Annotated in this window: 15 protein-coding genes; all 15 read left to right on the top strand. The window is 41.0% G+C overall.

The genetic code is table 11. The features are described from left to right. Positions 1 to 144: 144 nt before the first annotated feature. Positions 145 to 1,575 carry a tetratricopeptide repeat protein gene (locus DW830_RS12850; protein WP_147487269.1) on the top strand — a complete coding sequence of 477 codons (1,431 nt, stop codon included), beginning with the start codon at positions 145 to 147 and terminating at the stop codon, positions 1,573 to 1,575. A 173-nt stretch (positions 1,576 to 1,748) separates the two neighbouring features. Then, on the top strand, positions 1,749 to 2,108 hold the full coding sequence (locus DW830_RS12845; protein WP_119250177.1) for a hypothetical protein: 360 nt from the start codon (positions 1,749 to 1,751) through the stop codon (positions 2,106 to 2,108). 322 nt (positions 2,109 to 2,430) lie between these two features. Then, positions 2,431 to 3,102, top strand: coding sequence for a 6-bladed beta-propeller (locus DW830_RS12840; protein WP_119250176.1), 672 nt, complete (start codon positions 2,431 to 2,433; stop codon positions 3,100 to 3,102). Positions 3,103 to 3,278: 176 nt separating this feature from the next. After that, the gene (locus tag DW830_RS12835) at positions 3,279 to 5,087 is read left to right on the top strand and encodes a hypothetical protein (protein ID WP_147487268.1); all 1,809 of its coding nucleotides are present in this window, start codon (positions 3,279 to 3,281) and stop codon (positions 5,085 to 5,087) included. 27 nt (positions 5,088 to 5,114) lie between these two features. Then, positions 5,115 to 6,902, top strand: coding sequence for a hypothetical protein (locus tag DW830_RS12830; protein ID WP_119250174.1), 1,788 nt, complete (start codon positions 5,115 to 5,117; stop codon positions 6,900 to 6,902). Positions 6,903 to 6,979: 77 nt separating this feature from the next. After that, the gene (locus DW830_RS12825) at positions 6,980 to 8,386 is read left to right on the top strand and encodes a TolC family protein (protein ID WP_233544529.1); all 1,407 of its coding nucleotides are present in this window, start codon (positions 6,980 to 6,982) and stop codon (positions 8,384 to 8,386) included. 5 nt (positions 8,387 to 8,391) lie between these two features. Beyond that, the gene (locus tag DW830_RS12820; protein ID WP_158573503.1) at positions 8,392 to 9,471 is read left to right on the top strand and encodes an efflux RND transporter periplasmic adaptor subunit; all 1,080 of its coding nucleotides are present in this window, start codon (positions 8,392 to 8,394) and stop codon (positions 9,469 to 9,471) included. A 15-nt stretch (positions 9,472 to 9,486) separates the two neighbouring features. Next, entirely contained in the window at positions 9,487 to 12,567 is a 3,081-nt protein-coding gene (locus DW830_RS12815; RefSeq protein ID WP_119250171.1) for an efflux RND transporter permease subunit, read from the top strand. 6 nt (positions 12,568 to 12,573) lie between these two features. After that, on the top strand, positions 12,574 to 15,753 hold the full coding sequence (locus DW830_RS12810) for an efflux RND transporter permease subunit (RefSeq protein WP_119250170.1): 3,180 nt from the start codon (positions 12,574 to 12,576) through the stop codon (positions 15,751 to 15,753). A gap of 30 nt (positions 15,754 to 15,783) precedes the next feature. Continuing rightward, on the top strand, positions 15,784 to 16,407 hold the full coding sequence (locus tag DW830_RS12805) for a hypothetical protein (protein WP_117664064.1): 624 nt from the start codon (positions 15,784 to 15,786) through the stop codon (positions 16,405 to 16,407). Positions 16,408 to 16,581: 174 nt separating this feature from the next. Further along, entirely contained in the window at positions 16,582 to 17,118 is a 537-nt protein-coding gene (locus tag DW830_RS12800; protein WP_119250168.1) for a hypothetical protein, read from the top strand. A gap of 26 nt (positions 17,119 to 17,144) precedes the next feature. Next, on the top strand, positions 17,145 to 17,375 hold the full coding sequence (locus DW830_RS12795; protein WP_119250167.1) for an NVEALA domain-containing protein: 231 nt from the start codon (positions 17,145 to 17,147) through the stop codon (positions 17,373 to 17,375). A 63-nt stretch (positions 17,376 to 17,438) separates the two neighbouring features. Further along, complete coding sequence (locus tag DW830_RS12790) at positions 17,439 to 18,449, top strand: BF3164 family lipoprotein (RefSeq protein ID WP_158573502.1); 1,011 nt, start codon at positions 17,439 to 17,441, stop codon at positions 18,447 to 18,449. A gap of 100 nt (positions 18,450 to 18,549) precedes the next feature. Further along, positions 18,550 to 19,410 (top strand): hypothetical protein, encoded by an 861-nt coding sequence (locus DW830_RS12785; protein WP_119250165.1) that lies wholly within the window; start codon positions 18,550 to 18,552, stop codon positions 19,408 to 19,410. A gap of 277 nt (positions 19,411 to 19,687) precedes the next feature. Beyond that, positions 19,688 to 20,698: a BF3164 family lipoprotein gene (locus DW830_RS12775; protein WP_119250163.1), complete on the top strand. Its 1,011-nt coding sequence runs from the start codon at positions 19,688 to 19,690 to the stop codon at positions 20,696 to 20,698. Positions 20,699 to 20,715 lie beyond the last annotated feature (17 nt).

Genomic DNA, 20,715 nt, shown 5'->3' with positions numbered 1-20,715 from the left:
TGGTGGCTACATATTGATGTTGTGCTGTTGCTTTTTACTGAAAGCTGCTACTAACGACTCATAAATCTACCCTTAATCGTGTATTGGATGATAGTTGCGGATTTTAGGAATAAACTCTTTTATGCAATGGATACCATCAATTATATGAATGATGTATTAGAATATTATGCATTTTATGGCAATACTGGAGAAAAGGCCTGGGCTAACTATTTAATGGGCTGTGTATATCGTGATAAGGGAAATAGTCCCAAGGCTTTGCTATATTATAATGAAGCTGTCGCAAAAATAGATACAACAAAGAGCGGTTGTAACTTCACCCTCTTGTCTAAAGTTTATGGACAAATGGCAGATATCTATAGATTGCAACGTTATCCACAAATGGAATCGAAGATACTTGACAAGAAGGCATTAGTTGCATTGATGACAAATGATACATTAGGATATGTTCGTGCACAAGAACGTAAAATAAGCGTTTTCTATCAACTAGGGAAAATGGATTCGGTTTATCAAATTGCAACTCGGGCTTATCGATACTACAAAAAAATAGGTAAGGATGATTATGCTGCTGCAACTTTAATACCATTGACGGAAATCTACTTAAAGAGGAAGGACTATGTAAAAGCCAAGCGAACACTCGATGAATATCTTGCAAAGTCCAAACTATTGGATGAAAAAGGAGAACCTTTATATCCTGGAACAGAATATTTCTATAATTATCTTGGTTGGTATTATATAGAGGTAGGACAATTGGATTCTGCTTTATGTTGCTATCGCAAATTGTTGAACAACCCTTCTGATATAGAAAATTTAGAAACTGGATATAAGGGTTTAATGTCTATATATAGTCACAAAGGAATGGTAGATTCTGTGGTGAAGTATGTACGTTTGTATGCAGATGCAAATGACACCGTAAACTTCCGGCTATCAGCAAAAGAAGTAGGTAAGGTGCAGGCTTTGTTCGATTATTCAGAAAGTCAAAAAGAAGCTGCGAGAAAGGCAGAAGAAGCGAAAAATGTTTGGAAAGCCTTATTTATGTCTCTCTTAATGATAGTGATATTACTTTTGGTAATAAGAAAAATGAAGGCAAGAAATCAAAAAATACAAACTCAATATGATTATACCAAGAAAGAATTGGTATCAACTAAAAAGGAGAGCAAGCTTAAAGATTCTAAAATAGTAAATCTGAATGGGATATTGAGTATCTATAAAACGAATGCGAATGAAGAAAAATGGAAAAAAGAAAATATATTTATGGAATCAAAGATTATTCTAGCATTCCAAGCATACGCTAATACAGGTAAACAACCAACTGTTAGTGAATGGAAAGACCTGCAGAAATTAGTTGAAGCTAGTTTGCCTGCTTTTTGGCAAAAATTATCTTCGTTTGAAGACATTTTAGATGATGAGTTTACAATTTGTCTACTGACAAGACTTTCTTTCATGCCCTCTCAGATAGCTAATCTCCTGGGGGCTTCAAAGCAGAGTATTACAAATAAACGCAAGAAACTAGTTCAAATGCTGTTTAAATCTGACAATATAAAGAAGTTCGATGCATTGATTAAGGAGATGGAATGAAGTATGTACTAAATATACTTTTAGCTCTAACATGCAGATTTAATGTGAGTTACAAGCAATAAATCCAACTCTTTCTGAAAGATAGTGTACTAAATGTACTGCTGATATTTGGAAGTTAAGCTTTTTCGCCCTATTTTTGCAGACATAAAACAACAATTAAAAATAAAAATGAAATGAAAAGATTTTTAATAATGATTTATGCGTGTCTGCTTTTTAACGGAAATGTTTTAGCTGGCACAAAACTTAGAGTGGAAATGCAACCCAACTCTTTTGAAAACCCAACTAAGCCTGGTATTCCATGGGAGCGAGAAATGCCCTGGTCACCACAAGTCTTTTTAGAGGATAATCTCTTGTCTTTTGAGTCTAGCAGCGCACCTATTATGATATATGCATACAGAGGTGACAAAATTGTTTATAGCCTGACAGCTCCAGAAGGGAGCACAAATGCGGCTTTTCCTAGTACATTAAAAGGTGACTTTATCTTGTATATGATTTATGGCGATACTATGTATCGTGGAGAAATCAATCTTTAAAGGGATAGGAAAAATGAAGAATCCAAAGTTGCCAATAATAGGCTTAATGATGTGCTCGTTCTTCTCAGGATGTAAGTCTGAGAAAGAACAAGTAAGAGACAATATAGAACAAATGAAATCTCGACCAATAAAATTATGCCTTGACAAAATGGAGTGCCGACGTAACCCTCTAAGTAAATTAGGGAAGAAATTCACGATGGTTGTATATGTGGATTCTGCTGTTTGCTGTCAAGTATAAAAGTTTGAAAATGTAGTTTGGCATTGCTTAGAAAATTTACAAATCTAAGCAATGCCGGAATTATGAATTTAAATATTGATTTCTATGATGCGTATTCAAAAGTATTTAATCGTATTTATTGTTATATTATCATTTGTTTCTTGCAAAGGGACAGATGAAGAAAGTTGTTCTATTATAGATTTTGATGAGGCTCAAGTGATGACAGAGCAGGAACTGTTCTCGAAAGTTGAGATTATTTCATTGCAGAACAAAGATGATCTTATTTTATCAAATGTATCCCAGATTATTGTGGAAGAACCATACATTTTAATAAAAGATTCAAAAAATGTTTTTTCTAAAGCTTACAAAATAAAATTTGGAAAAAATGGATTACAGGCTTCTGATGTAGATAATTTAGGTAAAAACGAGGAAAGGTTACATAATTTGTTAATGAGCACGGAAAAGGAATTTCCAATCACGACATTAGAAACAGAGAAATATATTTCCTTTTTGATGAAGAAGGGGAGTAATATGAAAAAGTGGTTTATGCTGTTTTACGATAAGTCTTCTGGAAAAATTGGACGAATTAATTGTTTTTCTAACAAAGAGATAGTTTTTCCTATTGCAAAAAATGCAGATAAAACAAGTTTGTATGCAGTTGTAGAGAAAAACAGATTGCAGAGAATCATCTCCCATTTGAAAAATAACAATGTGAACATTTCTTATAAAGAAACAGACAATAGTGACTATTATATTTTAAAATATTTATATAAGTAATATTACAAAAAAAAAGAAAATTCGATATGGCTGGTTGATAGCCGATATTTATAATTTGAAATGAAACAAACCCTATTAGCTCTCTTCCTGTTGCTCTTGGCAGCATGTTCTGTGGTGGACTCTGGCGAACAACGCTAGAGTCTGCCTTGGAATTTGCTGGCAAAAACCGTGGGGAATTGGAGAAAGTATTGGAACATTATAACTATGATTCTCAGAAGTTTGAGGCGGCTAAGTTCTTGATTCGTAATATGCCTCATTGGTATAGTTACGAGGGTGCTCCGTTAGACTCCTTGAAGAATATACTAGCAACGGCCTACAAGAATCCGAAAGTGGGTGATATGAGCGAGATTGGAGGAAGTCAATGGCGTTATTACCCATTTGAGTCATTGCCAAAGGTATATGATGCTCAGGTTATCAAGGCAGACTATTTAATAGACAACATAGATAAGGCTTTTGATGATTGGAAAAGGTATCCTTGGAATAAACATTTAAGTTTTGAGGATTTCTGTGAATTGTTGTTGCCTTATCGTATCGCTAACGAACCATTAACAAACTGGAGGTCATTATATAAGGCATATTATGGCTCTTTGCTCGATTCTCTTTACCGTGGTAGTGATGTTGTAGAGGCTTGCCGCATAATCAATGAGCATATTTCCCAACAAAGAATTGAATATTACTCACATTTCTCAGCTCCACATTTTGAGGCGACTTTCTTGTTCTCAACCAAGTTTGGTACTTGCCGTGAGAGTTGCGACATCGGGCTGTATGCTATGCGCTCTTGTGGCATTCCTGTGGCTATTGATGCATTTATGTACGCAAATCATACTTCACACCAATGGCTTGCGTTAAGAGATACTACTGGTCGTTATATACAATTCGGATTTGATGACCTTGTGCCTACACGCAAGCTTCCTCATTCTGATGGGCGTAAGAAAGGTAAAGTGTATAGAAGCTGTTTTGGATTGCAAGAAGATCAAGTAAGGAAGTTTGGAGATGTCTCTGAAATACCTTTAGAAATGAGAAATTTCTTCCGACATGATGTCACAGATAATTATTTCGGAAAAAACCATGTGGAGATTCCTTTGAACATGCAAGAGGAGCGAGTCTATCTCGGAATATTCTCACCTCAAGGCTGGACTCCAATTGATGTAGGAGTATGTGAAGGTAAGAAGGTGCGGTTTGATAATATCGAACCAAATTTTATTTATCAGCCTATATGTTATGATGCTGCTAATGGCAAATGTATTCCTGTGGGGTATCCATTTGTTTTTTATTCAGGAAATAGAAAGTGCAGAATTTTAAAACCGATTTCTGGAAGTTATGTCGATATGGTATTGTCTAGGAAGATGCCCTTAGGCAAATTGTTTGCTGAGAGGCTTTGGCGTCCTATCATAGGATCGAGCATAGAGGCAAGCGTGGATGGAAATTTTGTACAGGCAAAAAAGTTGTATGAATTTCGAGATACTTTGGATTATAGCAATCTGAAGATACGAGTTTCTGATAGGCGTTGTTTTCGCTATCTGCGTTATAATGCTCCTAAAAAAGCGCCAATGGAATTGGCTGATTTGGATATTTATGAGGATTCCTTATGTAGGAAGCCTATAGTCTTGAAATTGCTTACACCAGTGGATTCTACTTATAAACCAGAGAATGTAACAGACCATGATATGTTGACAGCCTTTTATAGTGAGCAGCATAAAAGTTTAACCTATGAGCTGGATACTCCGTCTTCCATTCGGTGTGTAGATTTCTATCCTCGAACAGATGGAAATTTCGTGTGTGCTGGCGATACATACGAACTCTTATATTATGCTGGTGACAAAGGATGGGTATCATTGGGTAAGACTGTAGCTACAGGCAAGACAGTGGCTTTCCGAGGTCCCAAGAATGCCTTGTTTTGGCTTCGAGACTTGACACAAGGCAAGGAAGAACAGGTGTTTTTCTATGAAAATGGGAAGCAGGTGTTTAGTTACGATATAAAATAAACAGATAAGTATCAATAAAACAGATAAGTGAAACTTTTTAGCTTCGATAACGATATCAGAAAGGGAATAGGATTTTTGCCTTTGCTGCTATGTCTGCTCCCTATGGTTCAGACAGTGACTCCGTTATGGTCTGAACCCTTGCTGTATGGTTGTGCCATAGGGGGTGTGTTATGCGCATTCTTTTGTATTTATGGCTTGTGCAGAGATAAACATTTGCTTTGGCGATTGGATTTGGTGGATTTGCTGGTGTTTTGTTGGTGGCTGTATGTGCTAGTGCGAGGCTATATGCCATCGGAGGTTCCTTGCGCTCGGCAGGTTGTTACCTATACATCTTTGTTCGTATTGTATCTGATGCTGAGGCTTTTATTCATTGGCTTTGCGGTTAGAACAGTAGCTATAGAAAGTGCGCTGTTTTTGGTGTGTGGATATGAGCTTTTATTGGGGGTGTGGCAATTTTGTGGAGGTGGCTATAATAGTGCTTCCGTTGCAATAAAAGGAAATTTTTTCAATTCAGGACCTTATACCGCTTTTATCTCCATGGGAGTGGCGATGGCTATCGTTTGGCTGAGGAAAGAGCAACAGTTCGGTGGATGGAAAAAATCCATCATGATAAAGGGAAATCTCTTTGTTCTTTTTGTGGGGATGGTCATGCTGGCGTTGATTCGGAGCAGGAGCGCCATCGTGGCTGTAGCGGTAGTGTTGTGCTGGCAATATAGAGGCTTGATAAGAAAGTACTGTGTATATTTGACGTTTATGGCAATCGGAATAGGGGCATACTTGTTTTTCTTGAAACAAGGTTCGGCTCTTGGCAGAACGTTCATCTGGAGGCTTTCTTTGGGCATGTTGACGGATAATGGATGGTTAGGGACAGGACTGGGGAGCTTTGCCGGCGAATATGGCAAGGTGTTGCAAACTTTCTTTTCCTCAAAAGACCATATTGTCTCGTATGCTATGAATGCCGATGTTATCGACTATGCATTCTGTGACATATTGCAAGTCGGTGTGGAGCAAGGGTGGATAGGTGTGATATTCTGCCTAATGACTGTGGGAGTGTCGATGTGGCGTTTGCGAAAGATCTCAGTTGTGTTGTTGGGAGGGGCTGTCGCATTGGTGGTCTTCTCCTTGTTCTCTTATTCTTTTCAATTGTTCCCTTACCAGATGGTTATGGTCGTATTGATGGCGAAGGCTGCCGAGAGGTCTAGCTTGGGTGTTGCTTTTTCGGGGAGGAAGATAGCTTTGCTCTGCTTGCCGTTGTGTGGCGTGATGGGATTGTGCTACCACTTAGCGAACCGACATTTGCAGGCCCATAGGTCTTATCAGGCAATGGCAAGGATGACTCATGAAACTTTTTTGCAGGATTATAATCGCTTGCTCCCATTATGTGAAGACGACAAGTACTTCTTGTTTGATTATGCGCATTTGTTGCGGGCCAACAAACATTGGATGGATAGCAATGCGATGCTTCGCAGAGGTCTCTTGGTGAGCAATGACCCTATGTTTTGGGTGTTGATGGGCAACAATCATCGGGATTTAGGACAATATCGGGAAGCTGAGATTTGTTATAATAAAGCATTCGTTCAAATGCCGAATCGTATTTATCCGCTCTACCAAAAGATGTGCTTGTATCAGCAGCTGAATCGGCAAGCGGATGCGAGGGTGATTGCTAAGAAAATATTGGACTTTCAGGCAAAGGTGTCATCGCAAGCTGTGAGTGATATGAAAAAAAATGCAAAAAAAAAGTCTGAAAAGTTTGTGAGTGTCAATATAAAATGGTACTTTTGTAACCAAATCTATAATCGTAAAACTAAACAATGACGAGTATGAGAAAAAAAATCATATTGCTATTGTTACTATGTGTTGGCTTGACGGCAAGAGCACAAAAAGTAATTTCCTTGAACGATGCTATCCTTATCGCTCAACAGAATTCCTATGATGCTCAGTTGGCTCGCTTCAGCTTTTTGTCTAGCTATTGGGCTTACAAGTCGTTTCGGGCAGAACTGCTGCCTTCGGTGAGTCTGACGGGAGGTCTCATGAACTTCGACCACTCCAGGGTGGAGGCAAGAAACTCTGAGGATGGTAAAATCAACTACGTGGATAATAATTCACTCACAAACTCGCTGACTTTATCGGTGGAACAGCAGGTGGCTTCCTTGGGAGGTACCTTGTCGCTGCAGTCTTACCTTTATCGACTCGACCAGTTTGATTACAAGTTGACTACCTATAACACTTTGCCTTTGCGCCTGTCTTATTCCCAGCCGCTGAGGTCGTACAACGAATTGAAATGGCGAAAGAAAACGGAGCCTAAGGAGTATGAAAAAGCCAAGAAAGTATATTTGGAAAAGATGGAGGACATCGCCATCCAGGTGGCTACGCTCTATTTCCAAGCCATATCATCCCAATCAGACTATAGCCAAAATGTGAGCAAATACTCGGATTTGGAGGCTTTGTATAAGATTTCAGAGAAGCGTCTTAACTTAGGCACTATTACCAAGAGCGACCTGCTGCAACTGGAATTGTCGAAGCTGAATACCAAGGTAGCGGTCAACAACTCGAAGATAAAGATGGATGACAATATGTTCGACCTCTTTTCCTATCTTCGTGTGACGGATTATGAGGATGCAAAACTCATTCCTCCAGCCAATGTTGCCGATATGGTGCTGAATGCAGACGAGGTGTTGCGAAAGGCGTGGGATAATTCTTCACATTCCTTGACTCAGGAAATCTCTGTGTTGACGGCGCAGCAAAACCTGGCTCAGGCAAAATCTGCCAAGGGTATCCAGATGAGGCTGAATGCCGAGGTGGGCTTCAATCGCACAGCGGATGGTTTCGCTGCGGCTTATAGTCATCTGCGAGACAATGAAATCATAGGACTGACGGTGACCTTGCCTATTTTCGACTGGGGCGTGCAAAAGGGAAAGGTGATGGTGGCGAAGTCTAAACTAGAATTAGCTAAAACTATGAAGGAACAGGCTGATCAAGATTATGTGCAAAAGATAAAGCGAGATATCTTGCAATTCAGTTTCCAATCAGAACAATGCCGCACTTCAATGCGTGCGCAGGAAATATCCAACGAGAGATATGAGATTACCAAAAAAAGATTTGAGACTGGCAATATATCCGTTACGGAGATCAATACTGCCATCCAAGAACTAGAAACCGCTAAGTCGCAATATATTAGCCAACTTCAGGCGTATTGGTCTTATTATTATACATTGCGTAAATACACCCTGTACGACTGGGATAAGCATCAAGACTTAACGGTTGATTTTGATAAATTGGTTCAAACAAACGGAAAATAATGAAGATGAAAATAAAAAATGTGATATGGGCTGCGCTTATCGTGGTGTCGGCATTGAACTCCTCTTGCCGACAGAAGACGAATGCGGAGGAAGAAAAAATGGTAAACGCTGAAAGTATTCCTACTGATGTTTATGTGGATACGATAAAATTACATCGGCAGACGTTTCATCGCCAGTTGATATGCAATGGCAAGCTGAGGGCTATCGAGAAATGCGAGCTTGCCTTTACCGATGGAGGTATCGTGAAGGGGGTGTATGTGCATAATGGCTGCAGGGTGGCTAAGGGACAATTGATAGCCAAAACCGATGGTGGCGACGCCGCTCTGGAAGTGGAGAAGGCTACCAAGCAACTGGAAAAGGCAAAGGTAGATTTGGCCGACAGGCTCATCGGATTGGGATATGATGGCATTTCTGCCAACGTGCCTGCTGATGTGATGCACCGTGCCAAGGTGGCATCGGGGTATTATCTGGCCCAATACCAGTTGCAGTCGGCTCGCAACAGTATGGACAAATGTGCGCTTGTGGCTCCTTTTGCCGGAAGAATCGCCGATTTGGAAAATAAGCGCAACCAACGTTTGGATAAGCTCTGCACAGTCATCAACGATACGCAACTCGATGTGGAGTTTAGTGTGTTGGAGGCTGAAATCAAGAATATCCACAAGGGGCAGAAGGTGATAGTGAGTCCTTTTGTTGACGAGACGGCTCAGTATGCGGGTACGGTAACAAATATCAACCCAACCGTGAGCGAGAAGGGACTCATCAAGATAACGGCTCGCATTCCTAATCCTTCGGGGAAAATGCTCGATGGCATGAATGTGAAAGTTATCATAGAGAATGATGTGGCTCAATCGTTTGTGGTGCCTAAGGATGCTGTGGTGGAACGTGATGGCTATCATGTGGTCTTTCTCTACAAGGATGGCGAGGCTGTGTGGACATACGTGGATATCGCTTATAGCAACATTGGCTCATACGCCATCAAGGGCTGCGAACGCAAGGAGACGGAGTTGCATGCGGGAGATGTGGTCATCACTTCCGGCAACCTGAATCTGGCTGATGGAACGAAGGTGAAAATCAAGAAGAGATAAAAACTGTCAACGCCTATGATTAAGTATTTGATTCACCGTCCGGTGGCGGTAACGATGATACTGATTGCCCTGGTGGTGATTGGCATCGTCGGCATCAAGAACATTCCCGTATCGCTGATGCCCGACATAGACATTCCGCAGATTACCGTGCAGGAGAGTATGCCAGGTTGCTCTGCGCAAGAGATGGAAAAACGTGTGATAGCTCCCCTTAGGGGGCAGCTTGCGCAAGTGTCGGGCGTGAAGAGCATCAGCTCAGACTCTCGAATGGATGTGGGAAATATCTTGTTGAAGTTTGAGCCTGGTGCCAACATCGACATGCTTTTCATCGAGGTGAATGAGAAAATCGACATGGCGATGGGAAATATGCCGAAGGATGTGGTTCGTCCCAAGGTCATCAAGGCGAGTGCTTCGGATATTCCTGCCTTTTTCCTCAACGTCTCTTTCCGTGGTGAACCATCGGGGCAGGAGGCTTCGGCAAAGTTTGCCCAACTGAGCGACTTTGCCCGAAATGTGGTGTGCCGTCGCCTGGAGCAGTTACCGTCCACAGCCATGGTGGATATGAGCGGACTGACTACCTCCGAGATTCAGTGTGTGCCTGATGCGGACAAACTGGCGGCTTTGGGCATCACGGTGGAGGAGTTGCAGCGAGCCTTGGCTGAGAATGACATCCGATTGTCTGCCCTTACGGTGGCTGATGGCATTTACCAGTATAATGTGCATTTCGACAGTCAGATTTTGACGGTGGATGATGTACGCAATGTTTATATCAACCATGAGGGGCGGATGCTCCAGCTCAAGGACTTGTGTAAGATAGAGGAGCATCCTGCCTTACGCAGAAACATCGTCAGGCATAATGGGAAGAATTGCGTTACCTTGTGCATCATCAAGCAGAATGATGCACAGATGGATGAGCTGAAGAGCGAGGTGGACAATGTGATTGCCGACCTGGAGAAAACTTATCCTGATTTGGAATTTGACATAACTAGAGACCAAACGGAATTGTTGTCTTATTCTATCAACAATTTGGAGTGGAACCTTTTGGCGGCAGCCTTTTTTACCTTGTTGGTCTTGTTGTTCTTTATGCGTAAGTGGCGCTTGGCTATGTTGGTGGCATTGTCCATCCCATTGTCTTTGCTCATCACGCTGTTGGCATTCAAGTTGTTGGGCATCTCCCTCAACATCATATCCTTGTCGGGATTGATTCTGGGTGTGGGTATGATTGTGGATAACTCCATCATTGTGATAGACAACATCTTGCAGAAAATGCATGGTGGCAATACCATGGCTGAGGCGATATGCCAGGGAACCGCAGAGGTGTTTACGCCGATGTTGAGTTCTGTATTGACCACTTGCAGTGTTTTCGTGCCGTTGATTTTTATCGGTGGAATGACGGGTGCTTTGTTCTACGACCAGAGTATGGGCATTGCCATAGCCCTTTTTGCGTCGTTGGCTGTAAGTATGATCGTGCTGCCTGTATATTTCAAGGTGCTATATCAAAAGGTGCACAAGCGCAAGCTTGAGAAGGGCGAGGCTTTGGTGGCAGATGACGAGAAAAACGTGACGAAAACGAATCGGGCGATTTTACGCTGGTATGAGAAGACGCAGAGCTGGATGTTTGCTCATTTGCGCCTCTGTCTCTTCTTGTTCTTGCTCTCTGCCCCGGGACTCGTGGTGATGTTTTTAATCTCCGAGAAAAGACAAATGCCGGAGGTGAGCTATACGGATGCCATCATGTATGTGGATTGGAATGCGGGCATCTCGGTGCAAGAGAACGATAGGAGAATCAGCCAAGTGCTGGAGCATTGCAAGAAAGGGGTGGAAGCGACAACCTCGATGGTGGGTACGCAAGACTTTTTGCTGTTCCATACCCAAGACATTACCTCTTCCGAGGCATTGGTGTATTTTAAGTGTGAGTCGGTGGATGAGTTCTTGCAAGCCAAGAAGCGATTGCAGTCGTATGTGGCTGAGGCTTATCCCGATGCGTCTGTCTCGTTCTCTCCTTCGGGCAACCTGTTCGATATGATATTCTCTTCTGGGGAACCTGAGTTGCGATTGAAGTTGCAAGACGCTGGGGGGCATCGCCCTACGGTGTCGCAGGCTATGGCTTTCACCGACAGTTTGCGCCAGCATTTCCCTGAAGTGATGATTCCACCTGTTGTGACGGAGGAGAATTTGCAGTTGGTGGCTGATGTGGAACAGATGACCATTTATGGCATCTCATATACCCAACTGTGTGATAGGTTGCGCCAAATATCGGGAACCAACGAGGCTTTGCGTATCAACCAAGGTGCGGGAAGCGTACCGGTGGTGATAGGTTCGTCGAAGGCGTACCGGGAGTCGATATTGGCATCTTCCATAGATACCAGGGATGGGGTGAGCATACCTTTGAGCCTGTTGCTGAAGGAGCGTATGGTGTATGACTACAAACATCTGTATGGCTCGGAGGGGGGCGAGTACCAACCTATTGACATACAAGCCTCTGGTAAGGAGGTGAGACGGATTTTGAATTTCGTGTCGCAATACGAGGTCCAGCATGATGATGTGAGAATTGTTGCCAGTGGCGACTATTTCTCCAGTCGGCAGATGATCATGGGCTTGGTCTGGATTTTGGTCGTTGCCTTGCTGCTCTTGTATTTCATTCTAGCGGCACAGTTTGAGAGTATGATACAGCCAGCCATCATCTTGTCGGAAATCGTGCTGGATGTGTTCTGCGTGTTGCTGATATTGTGGTTGCTCGGTATGTCTATCGATATTATGTCGATGACGGGTGTCATCGTGATGGCGGGTATCGTTATCAACGACTCTATCTTGAAAATCGACACCATCAACCATCATCGACGTGAAGGAATGCCGCTGATGGAGGCGATAGGGCGGGCGGGGCATGAACGCCTGATGCCGATCATCATGACTTCGCTGACCACCATTTTCTCTTTGTTGCCATTTATGTCGAGAGGCTCCATCGGTGCCGACATGCAATTCCCTTTGTCGCTAACCATCCTCATAGGCATGGTGGTAGGCACTTTGGTGAGCATCTTCTTTGTGCCAATCCTCTATTATTCAAAATATAGAAAGAATACAGATAAAATGAAAAATTGATATACGATGAAACTATCCTCTTTTAGTGTGATATTGACTTTCGTCATCTTGATGATTATTGGCGTGGCGTTGGCTCCTCTTATTGATGTGGGAACGGAACCGACACCACGACAGGGCAAACGTATGACCATCAAGTACGAGTGGCCTCATGTGTCGGCAAAGGTGGTGGAGCAGAACCTCACCTCGCCGATAGAGGGAATGGTGTCTGCGCTGAAAGGGGTGGAGAGTGTTTCTTCCAAGTCTTATTTTGGCAAAAGTGAAATCGTGGTCAATCTGAAGGAGAATGTGGATGTGTCCTCCGTCAGGTTCGAAATTTCTTCCTTGCTTCGACAGTCGCACGAACGATTGCCGAAGGGTGTTTCTTATCCTACGCTGATGGGAGGCGAGGTGGTCAGTGGCATGGCTTCGCACAATGCCCAGAAGCTATTGCTGACTTATCTGGTGAATGCCGACATACAGCCTGAGTTGATTAAGAATTTTGTGAAGGAGAATGTGGTCAGGCAATTGGAAGCTGTGGATGGCGTTAACAAGGTGGAAGTGACAGGCACGACAGATACATACGTGGAAATCAGTTATGACCCTATGGCACTTTCTGCCTACGGCATCACGTCGAATGACATTGCGGATGGCATACGCAACTATATGGGGCAGGATGAAATCATCGGTACGGTGATGAACACGACGGCTCAGGGAAACCGAGAGAAGATAGCCTTGCATCTCACCACCGAGTTGTTTGGAAAACCTTTGGGTGAGATGCCTTTGAAAAACATAGATGGAAAGGTGGTTTATCTGAACGATTTAGCTGCCGTGCAAGTGAAGAACCAGGATCCCGACAGCTATTATCGGGTAAATGGTTTGAACACGGTATATATCAACGTTTATATTCCTTCGGATGGCAAGACCGTGAGGATGTCGGATGTCGTGCAGGAGAAGATGGAGCAGCTGAAGGCTGGCATTCATCAGAAGGTGTATTTCCAGTTGTCGTATGACAGTGCCAAGCAACAGCGAGAGGAGATGTCGAAGTTGCTGAGAAGGACATTGATGTCGCTTGCCATCCTGCTGGTGTTTGTCTGGCTTACCAACCGAGACTGGAAATATCTGGCTATCGTTGCTTCCACATTGGCTGCCAATCTGTTGATAGCCATCATCGTGTTTTGGTTGTTCGACATCAAGCTGCACATTTATTCCTTGGCAGGAATCACCGTCTCTTTAGGACTTATCATTGACTCTACGATTGTGATGGTCGATCATTATGGTTATTATCACAACCGCAAGGCTTTCTTGTCGTTGTTGGCGGCTATGCTCACCACGATAGGGTCTATGGTGGTCATTTTTTTCCTTCCTAAGGAATTGCAGCAAGACTTGTACGATTTCGCTTGGATAGTCATCATCAATCTGGTGGTGTCTTTGGTCGTGGCGTTGTTTTTTGTGCCAGCCATCATCGACCGTTGGCAATATAGCAGCCAAAGGCAACATCTCAGGTTGGGCAGGGTGGTCGTTAGGTGCAATCGCTTCTACAGCCGTTATATCGCATTCACCTCCCGCCGTAAATGGGTGTATTATGTCTTGTTGGTGTTGGCGTTCGGCATTCCTTTCCAATTTTTGCCAGATCGGTTGGGGACGGATGACGAAGCGTATGGAATGGAACAGGCGGATGAGGCTCGTTTGCCTTGGTATGATGCGCTTTATAACCAAACGTTGGGCAACTCTACTTTCGTGGATAAATACAAGCCTTTGCTGTCTAAGTATTTGGGCGGTACTGTGCAGATGTTTGCCGATTATTTGGACGAGGATAGCCGCCGGGGTGATGAGAATGAGGAAAAGGTATTGCACATCCGAGCACAGATGCCTGTGGGCGGTACAGCCGTGCAGCTTAACCCCAAGATGATGATTGTGGAGGAAACGCTGAAGAAATATAAGGAAATCAAGGAGTTTGTCACTCGCATTGATAAGAGAAATGGCGAAATCGTTGTTCACTTCAAACAGGGTGTTGACAAGACCTCTTTCCCATATCGCCTGGAAAATGAGGTGATAGGCAAGGTGATAACAATTGGCGGCGCTGACTGGAGCACTTATGGCGTGAGCGAGCGAGGGTTTAGCAATGCCCTGAACTTGCTGTATCGCAGCAATCGCTTGACGCTTTCTGGCTATAATTACGACCAGCTCTATCGTCTGGCAGAGGACGTGTGCCGCTATATGAGAAAAAATCCACGTGTGCAGGACTTGACCATTGAGACTCCGGGCTTTGAAAACCAAGAGCCTGAATTCTTCATGGACTACAAGAAGGAGCAAATGGCTCTTTATCAGGTGGATGTGGATGATGCGCATGGATCGCTGGAAAATATCTTGATGTCTAGCTATGTAGGGTATTATAAGGATAACAACATAGAGTCTGACGTATATCTCAAGCCCTTGCCTCAAACGTCTTTTGACTTGTGGCATGTGGAAAACGAGCAGGTGAAGGTGGACTCAAGTGAGCTGTTTGTGCCAGAGGCGATGAAGATGGAACGCCGTGAGGCGAAGAATGTCATTCCTAAGAAAAGCCAGGAGTATATGCTGAATGTGGCATTCAATGTGATGGGTTCTTATACCTACTCATCCGAGTATATAGACGGAGTGCTCAAGTATTTCAATAAGACTTTGCCTGTGGGGTATCGTTGCGAGAATACTTCTTACCACAGGTCTATCAATGAGAAATCCAATTATTGGTTGCTTTTCTTGATAGTGGTGATCGTTTTCTTTATTTGTGCCATTCAGTTTGAGTCAGTTCGCCAGTCGTTGGTGATAGTTTCCGTCATTCCAGTGGCGTTGATAGGCAGCTTCCTTACTTTCTGTTTTACGGAAATTCCTTTTGGCAGCGGAGGCTTCGCCTCCTTGGTGTTGCTGATTGGTATAGTCGTGAACTCGGGCATTTACATTTTGAGTCAATATAACAATATGCATCGCTTGTCGCATCGTGGCAAGATAAGGGATTATGTCAGAGCCTTCAATCACAAGATTATTCCTATTTTCTTGACGGTATCTTCTACGATTGTGGGGCTGATTCCGTTTTTCATGGATGGCAAGGACGAGCCATTCTGGTTCTCGTTTGCCACGGGAGTGACGGGAGGACTACTCTTCTCTCTCCCTGCGCTGATATTCATCATGCCTATCTTTTGCAAGTTTGGGGAGAAAGGGAAGCGGTAGTTTGTGTTTTTATATGTAAAGAAATTGATTATGATATTATTTAATAAATGCTATATAAACCTGCTTTTCGGGTTGATGGTGACATTTGATGTTTGGAAAGGCTTATTGTTTACGTCTTTCTTGATGATAGTAGTCTTACTTATTGTAATAAGTAAAATGAAGGCAAGAAGTCTAAAGATGCAAACTCTATATGGTGCTACCAAGAAAGAATTGTATTCAACCCAAAAGGAAGTGAAGTTTCTAAAACAAAAGTTGGAAAATCTGAATGGTATGTTGAGTGTCTATGAAACGAATGAGAATGAAGACAAATGGAAAAAAGAGAACACGTTTATGGAATCCAAGGTGGTTTTGACTTTCCAAGAATATGCTAATGTTGGTAAGAAACCGTCTGCTAGTGAATGGAAAGACTTGCAGAAATTGATTGAGGCAAATCTGCCTGCGTTTTGGCAAAGAATGTCTTTGTTTGACGGAATCTTAGATGATGAGTTTAGAATTTGCTTGCTGACAAGACTTTCTTTTTCCCCTTCTCAGATTGCGAGTCTTTTGGGTATTTCAAAGCAGAGTGTTACCAATAAGCGTAAGAAATTAGTTCTGCTATTGTTTAAGTCTGATAATATAAAGAAGTTTGATGCTTTTATTAAGGCATTGGAATGAAGGATGTATTAAATGTACTTTTTATGTTAATATATTGATTTGTTGCTAGTTGTGATGTGTAAGTTTACTGAAGTAGAAAAGATAGTGTACTAAATGTACTGCTGATATTTGGAAGTTAAGTGTTTTTTTTACTAATTTTGCAAACAACAAGAACAATTTTAAACTAAAAAATAGATGAAGGCTAAACTATCTATAATAGGTATGATGATATGCTTGCTCTTCTTTGGATGTAAGTCAGAGAAGGAACAAGTGAGAGACAAGATAGAGGAAATGAAATCTCGTCCGATAGAATTGTGCCTTGACAAGATGGAATGTCGGCGTAATCCATTGAGCAAGTTGAATAAGAAGTACACGATGGTTGTTTATGTAGATTCTGCAGAATGCAGCTCGTGCGCTTTGAGCAAACTTCGTTTTTGGAATCCTTTGATAGCAGAGGCAAAGAAAAAACAACTTGATATAGATTATGTTTTTATCTTGGCTCCCAAAAAGAAAGATATGGAGGATGTGAATGTGGAGCTAGAAATTACGGATTTGCAAAGTTCTATTTATGTGGATACGGCTTTTGCTTTCAAAAAGAATAACAAGGATTTGCCTAAGGAGAATAAATACCATTCTTTCTTGTTAAATACAGAGGGTAAGGTGATTCTTATAGGTAGTCCTATAGCGAATAAAAAAATAATGGATATTTATAAGAGTACAGTAAATATCTAAATGTGAAATTCTAAATTAATTGTGTCATGAAAAAGAAAGTTTTTATTGGTGCATTCTGTCTGGCGATAGCTGGCTTAATGGCAGTGGAAAGCAATCATCTTTTTAACGATGATTCTTTGGAGAGTAGTTTGGAACTAGCAAATGTAGAGGCTCTTTCTGATGGCGAAAATGAAAATGAAGATTGTAAGCTTTATTTAACAAGAATCTGCACTTCAGGACATGTTGATCATCGTTTTTATCGAACTGTATCGGAGTAATATTAATTATGTCAAGTGCCTCTTTAATCTTAAAGTGGCATTTGGCATTAAAAAAGAATGTTTATGAAGAAAGTTATTTTAGTGTTAAGTGTTTGTGCTGCTTTGATTGCTGTATGGGGATGTAAGCAAGAAAACACCAACGTAAAGCAATTAGAGTGTGCTAGAAAAATCTCTGTAGAAGTTGGTTTGCCTATGGCTTTAGCTGTAGAGCAGAACTCTTTTATCGTTTCTGATTTTAAAGATGCAAAGGGAATGATAAAGGTGTTTGATATGGAAACGGGTAAACTCAAATATCAATTGGCTCCTAAAGGAGAGGCAAAGGACGAGGTGTTGGAAGCCTCGAATTTTGAATTGTTGAAAGATAATGGTGAAACGTTGCTTTATGTGTATGATTTGGAGAAAGGCAAGCTTTTAAAGTATGACTTAGGCAATCTTGCAAATAATAATAGTCCTACACAAATAGACAAGTTGAAGTCTAATGATCGATATTATTGCATAAACAATATAGGAAAAGGGTATGCTGCATTGGGAGTTTTTGAAAATCATAAATTTGATTTGTTGAATGATTCTCTAAAAAAGTATTCCATTTATGGCTCTTATTTGCCAAACAAGGAAAAGGTTTCTAATAAAATGATTGATGCAATGGCTAATTTTGGACGTTCGGTTGTGTCTTCTGATAAGAAAATACTAGTGAACTTTTCCTTTGCTGCAGGGGTGTTGAGATTTTATGACATAAAGGATGGAACATTGATTCATCGTAAGGATGCTGTAGTGAAGCCAATGAACTATAAAGTGAAAAATGATGACTATCAATTGCAGGATGGCCTAGGGTTCTTGGATGCGGCAAATTCCGACAACTACGTTTATGCCTTATATTCAGGGGAAAAAGAAAATTTTAATGCTCCTATGCCTACAGCTAGTTATGTCTATAAATACGATTATCAAGGCAATCTAAAAGATATTTATCATTTGGATAAAGCCACCTTTACGTTGGCTGTGAAAAATGACGATTCTCAATTGTTTACAATCGTGGACGACCCGAACTCAAAAATATTTGTTTATAATTTGAAATGAGTGACACTTGATGACCATCAAAAAGTGTAGGCGTAAAGTTGTAAATAATAGAGATATGGAGGAGAGATTCTTCATATCTCTTAATTAATAAATTATGCAAATGAAGAGATTTTTAAAAAATAATTTGATAATCATAGGCTTGTGCTTAGGATTTATATCTTGTTCTTCTGAGCAAAAGTATGTGGAAACAGAAAACTTGCAGGGAGAACTTATGGTTACAGATTCTTTAAATGCAGGTGCTAATCCTAGCATTCTTGCAGATAGTGTTTGGCTTTTGAGTTCATTTTCTAACAAATTTAATACTAATGTTTCTGTTCAGAAAGGAGACTCACTTAAGACCAAAACCCTTGCATTTATGAGAGGTGCTGGACATGGAGAATATGACAAAACGGCATTTGCGGTTTCGTCAGACAAAAGTCTGTATGTGCTTAATTGTTCTTCCAATGGGAATAAAATATACTCATTGTCACGAGTTGCACAAGCAAAATGGCTTAATGGAAATTATAAGATTGATGAAAGCTATGATTTGACTAAGTTGCCAGCTCTAAGATATATTCCTGGTAATTATATTATGCTTTCAGATTCTACATTCTTGATATGTGGTGCTCCATATAGCCAAATAGAACATATATTTACGGTTGTGAATTTTAAAAAATCAACGTTAACCCCCTTAAACTATTGGCCAAAAGACAAAAATCAAAAGGGAGGTTTGGCAAAGCATTCCGTTTATACGGACAATGCGAGTATTTTTAGAAACAAAGATAAATTCTTGTATTTGTGCGGATGGGAACGTTATGCTTTCCTATTTAAGATAGATGAGGGCAATGTTGAAGTAGAGAAGGAACTATATTCTGAGAAATTAGATTACAAAGAGATTGCTGACGGAAACTATGCTCCCACTAAGATAAGCGGAAAATCTCTTAGAATGGATGCAAACCAAAAGGCAATATATGTTTTTTGATAGAGAAAAATAAGGAAGGACAAGAGCCGAAGAATTATATGGAGTCTCAATTTGGCAATGAGGTAGAGGTGTATGACTGGGATGGGAAGCTTTTACGCCATATCATACTAGACAAAGTTGGCTACAACATAAAGGTTTCTGATGACAATAAATGCCTCTATCTCTTTACTATGAATACAAAAAGTAACGCCCATGAAATTTGGCAATACCAATTATGAAAATATGTCAAATGCCTCTTTGATTTTAAAGTGGCATTTGGCATTAAAAAAGATTATTTATGAAGAAAAGTTATTTTAGCGTGAGTGTTTGTGCTGCTTTGATTGCTGTATGGGGATGTAAGCAAGAACATACCGATGTAAAGCAATTAGAGTGTGTTCAAAAAAACTCTGTTGAAGTAAGTTTGCCTATGGCTTTAGCTGTAGGGCAGAACTCTTTTATCGTTTCTGATTTTAAAGATGCAAAAGGAATGATAAAAGTATTTAATATGGAAACAGGTAAACTCAAATATCAATTGGCTCCTAAAGGAGAGGCAAGAGACGAGGTGTTGGAAGTCTCGAATTTTGAATTGTTGAAAGATAATGAAGAAACGTGGCTTTATGTGTATGATTTAGGTAAAGGTAAACTTTTAAAGTATGACTTTGGCAATTTAGCAAATAATAGTAATCCTACGCAAATAGACAAGTTGAAGTCAAATGATCGCTATTATTGTATAAACAATATAGGAAAAGGGTATGCAGCTTTGGGAATTTTTGAAAATCATAAATTTGATCTGTTAAATGATTCTCTCAAAAAGCATTCCAATTATGGCACTTATTTGCCAAATAAGGAAAAGGTTTCTAATAAAATAATTTCTGCAATGGCTAATTTGGGACGTTCTGTTGTGTCTTCGAATAAAAAAATACTAGTGAACTTTTCCTATGCTGCGGGTGTGTTGAGATTTTATGATATAAAGAATGGTACGTTGGTTCATCGTAAGGATGCTGTTGTGAAGCCAATGAACTTTAAAGTGAAAAACGATGACTATCAATTGCAGGATGGTCTTGGCTTCTTGGATGCGTCAATTTCCGACAACTACGTTTATGCCTTATATTCTGGAGAAAAAGAAAATTTTAATGCCCCTATGCCTACTGCTAGTTATGTCTATAAATACGATTATCAAGGCAATCTGAAAGATGTTTATCATTTGGATAAAGCCGCCTTTACGTTGGCTGTGAAAAATGACGATTCTCAATTGTTTACAATCGTGGACGACCCGAACTCAAAAATATTTGTTTATAATTTGAAATGAGTGACACTTGATGACCA

It is taken from the genome of Prevotella sp. AM34-19LB (assembly GCF_003468525.1).
GTDB lineage: Bacteria > Bacteroidota > Bacteroidia > Bacteroidales > Bacteroidaceae > Prevotella.
The sequence above is the reverse complement of the archived record's forward strand: the minus strand, read 5'-3'. Positions and strand labels throughout refer to the sequence as shown.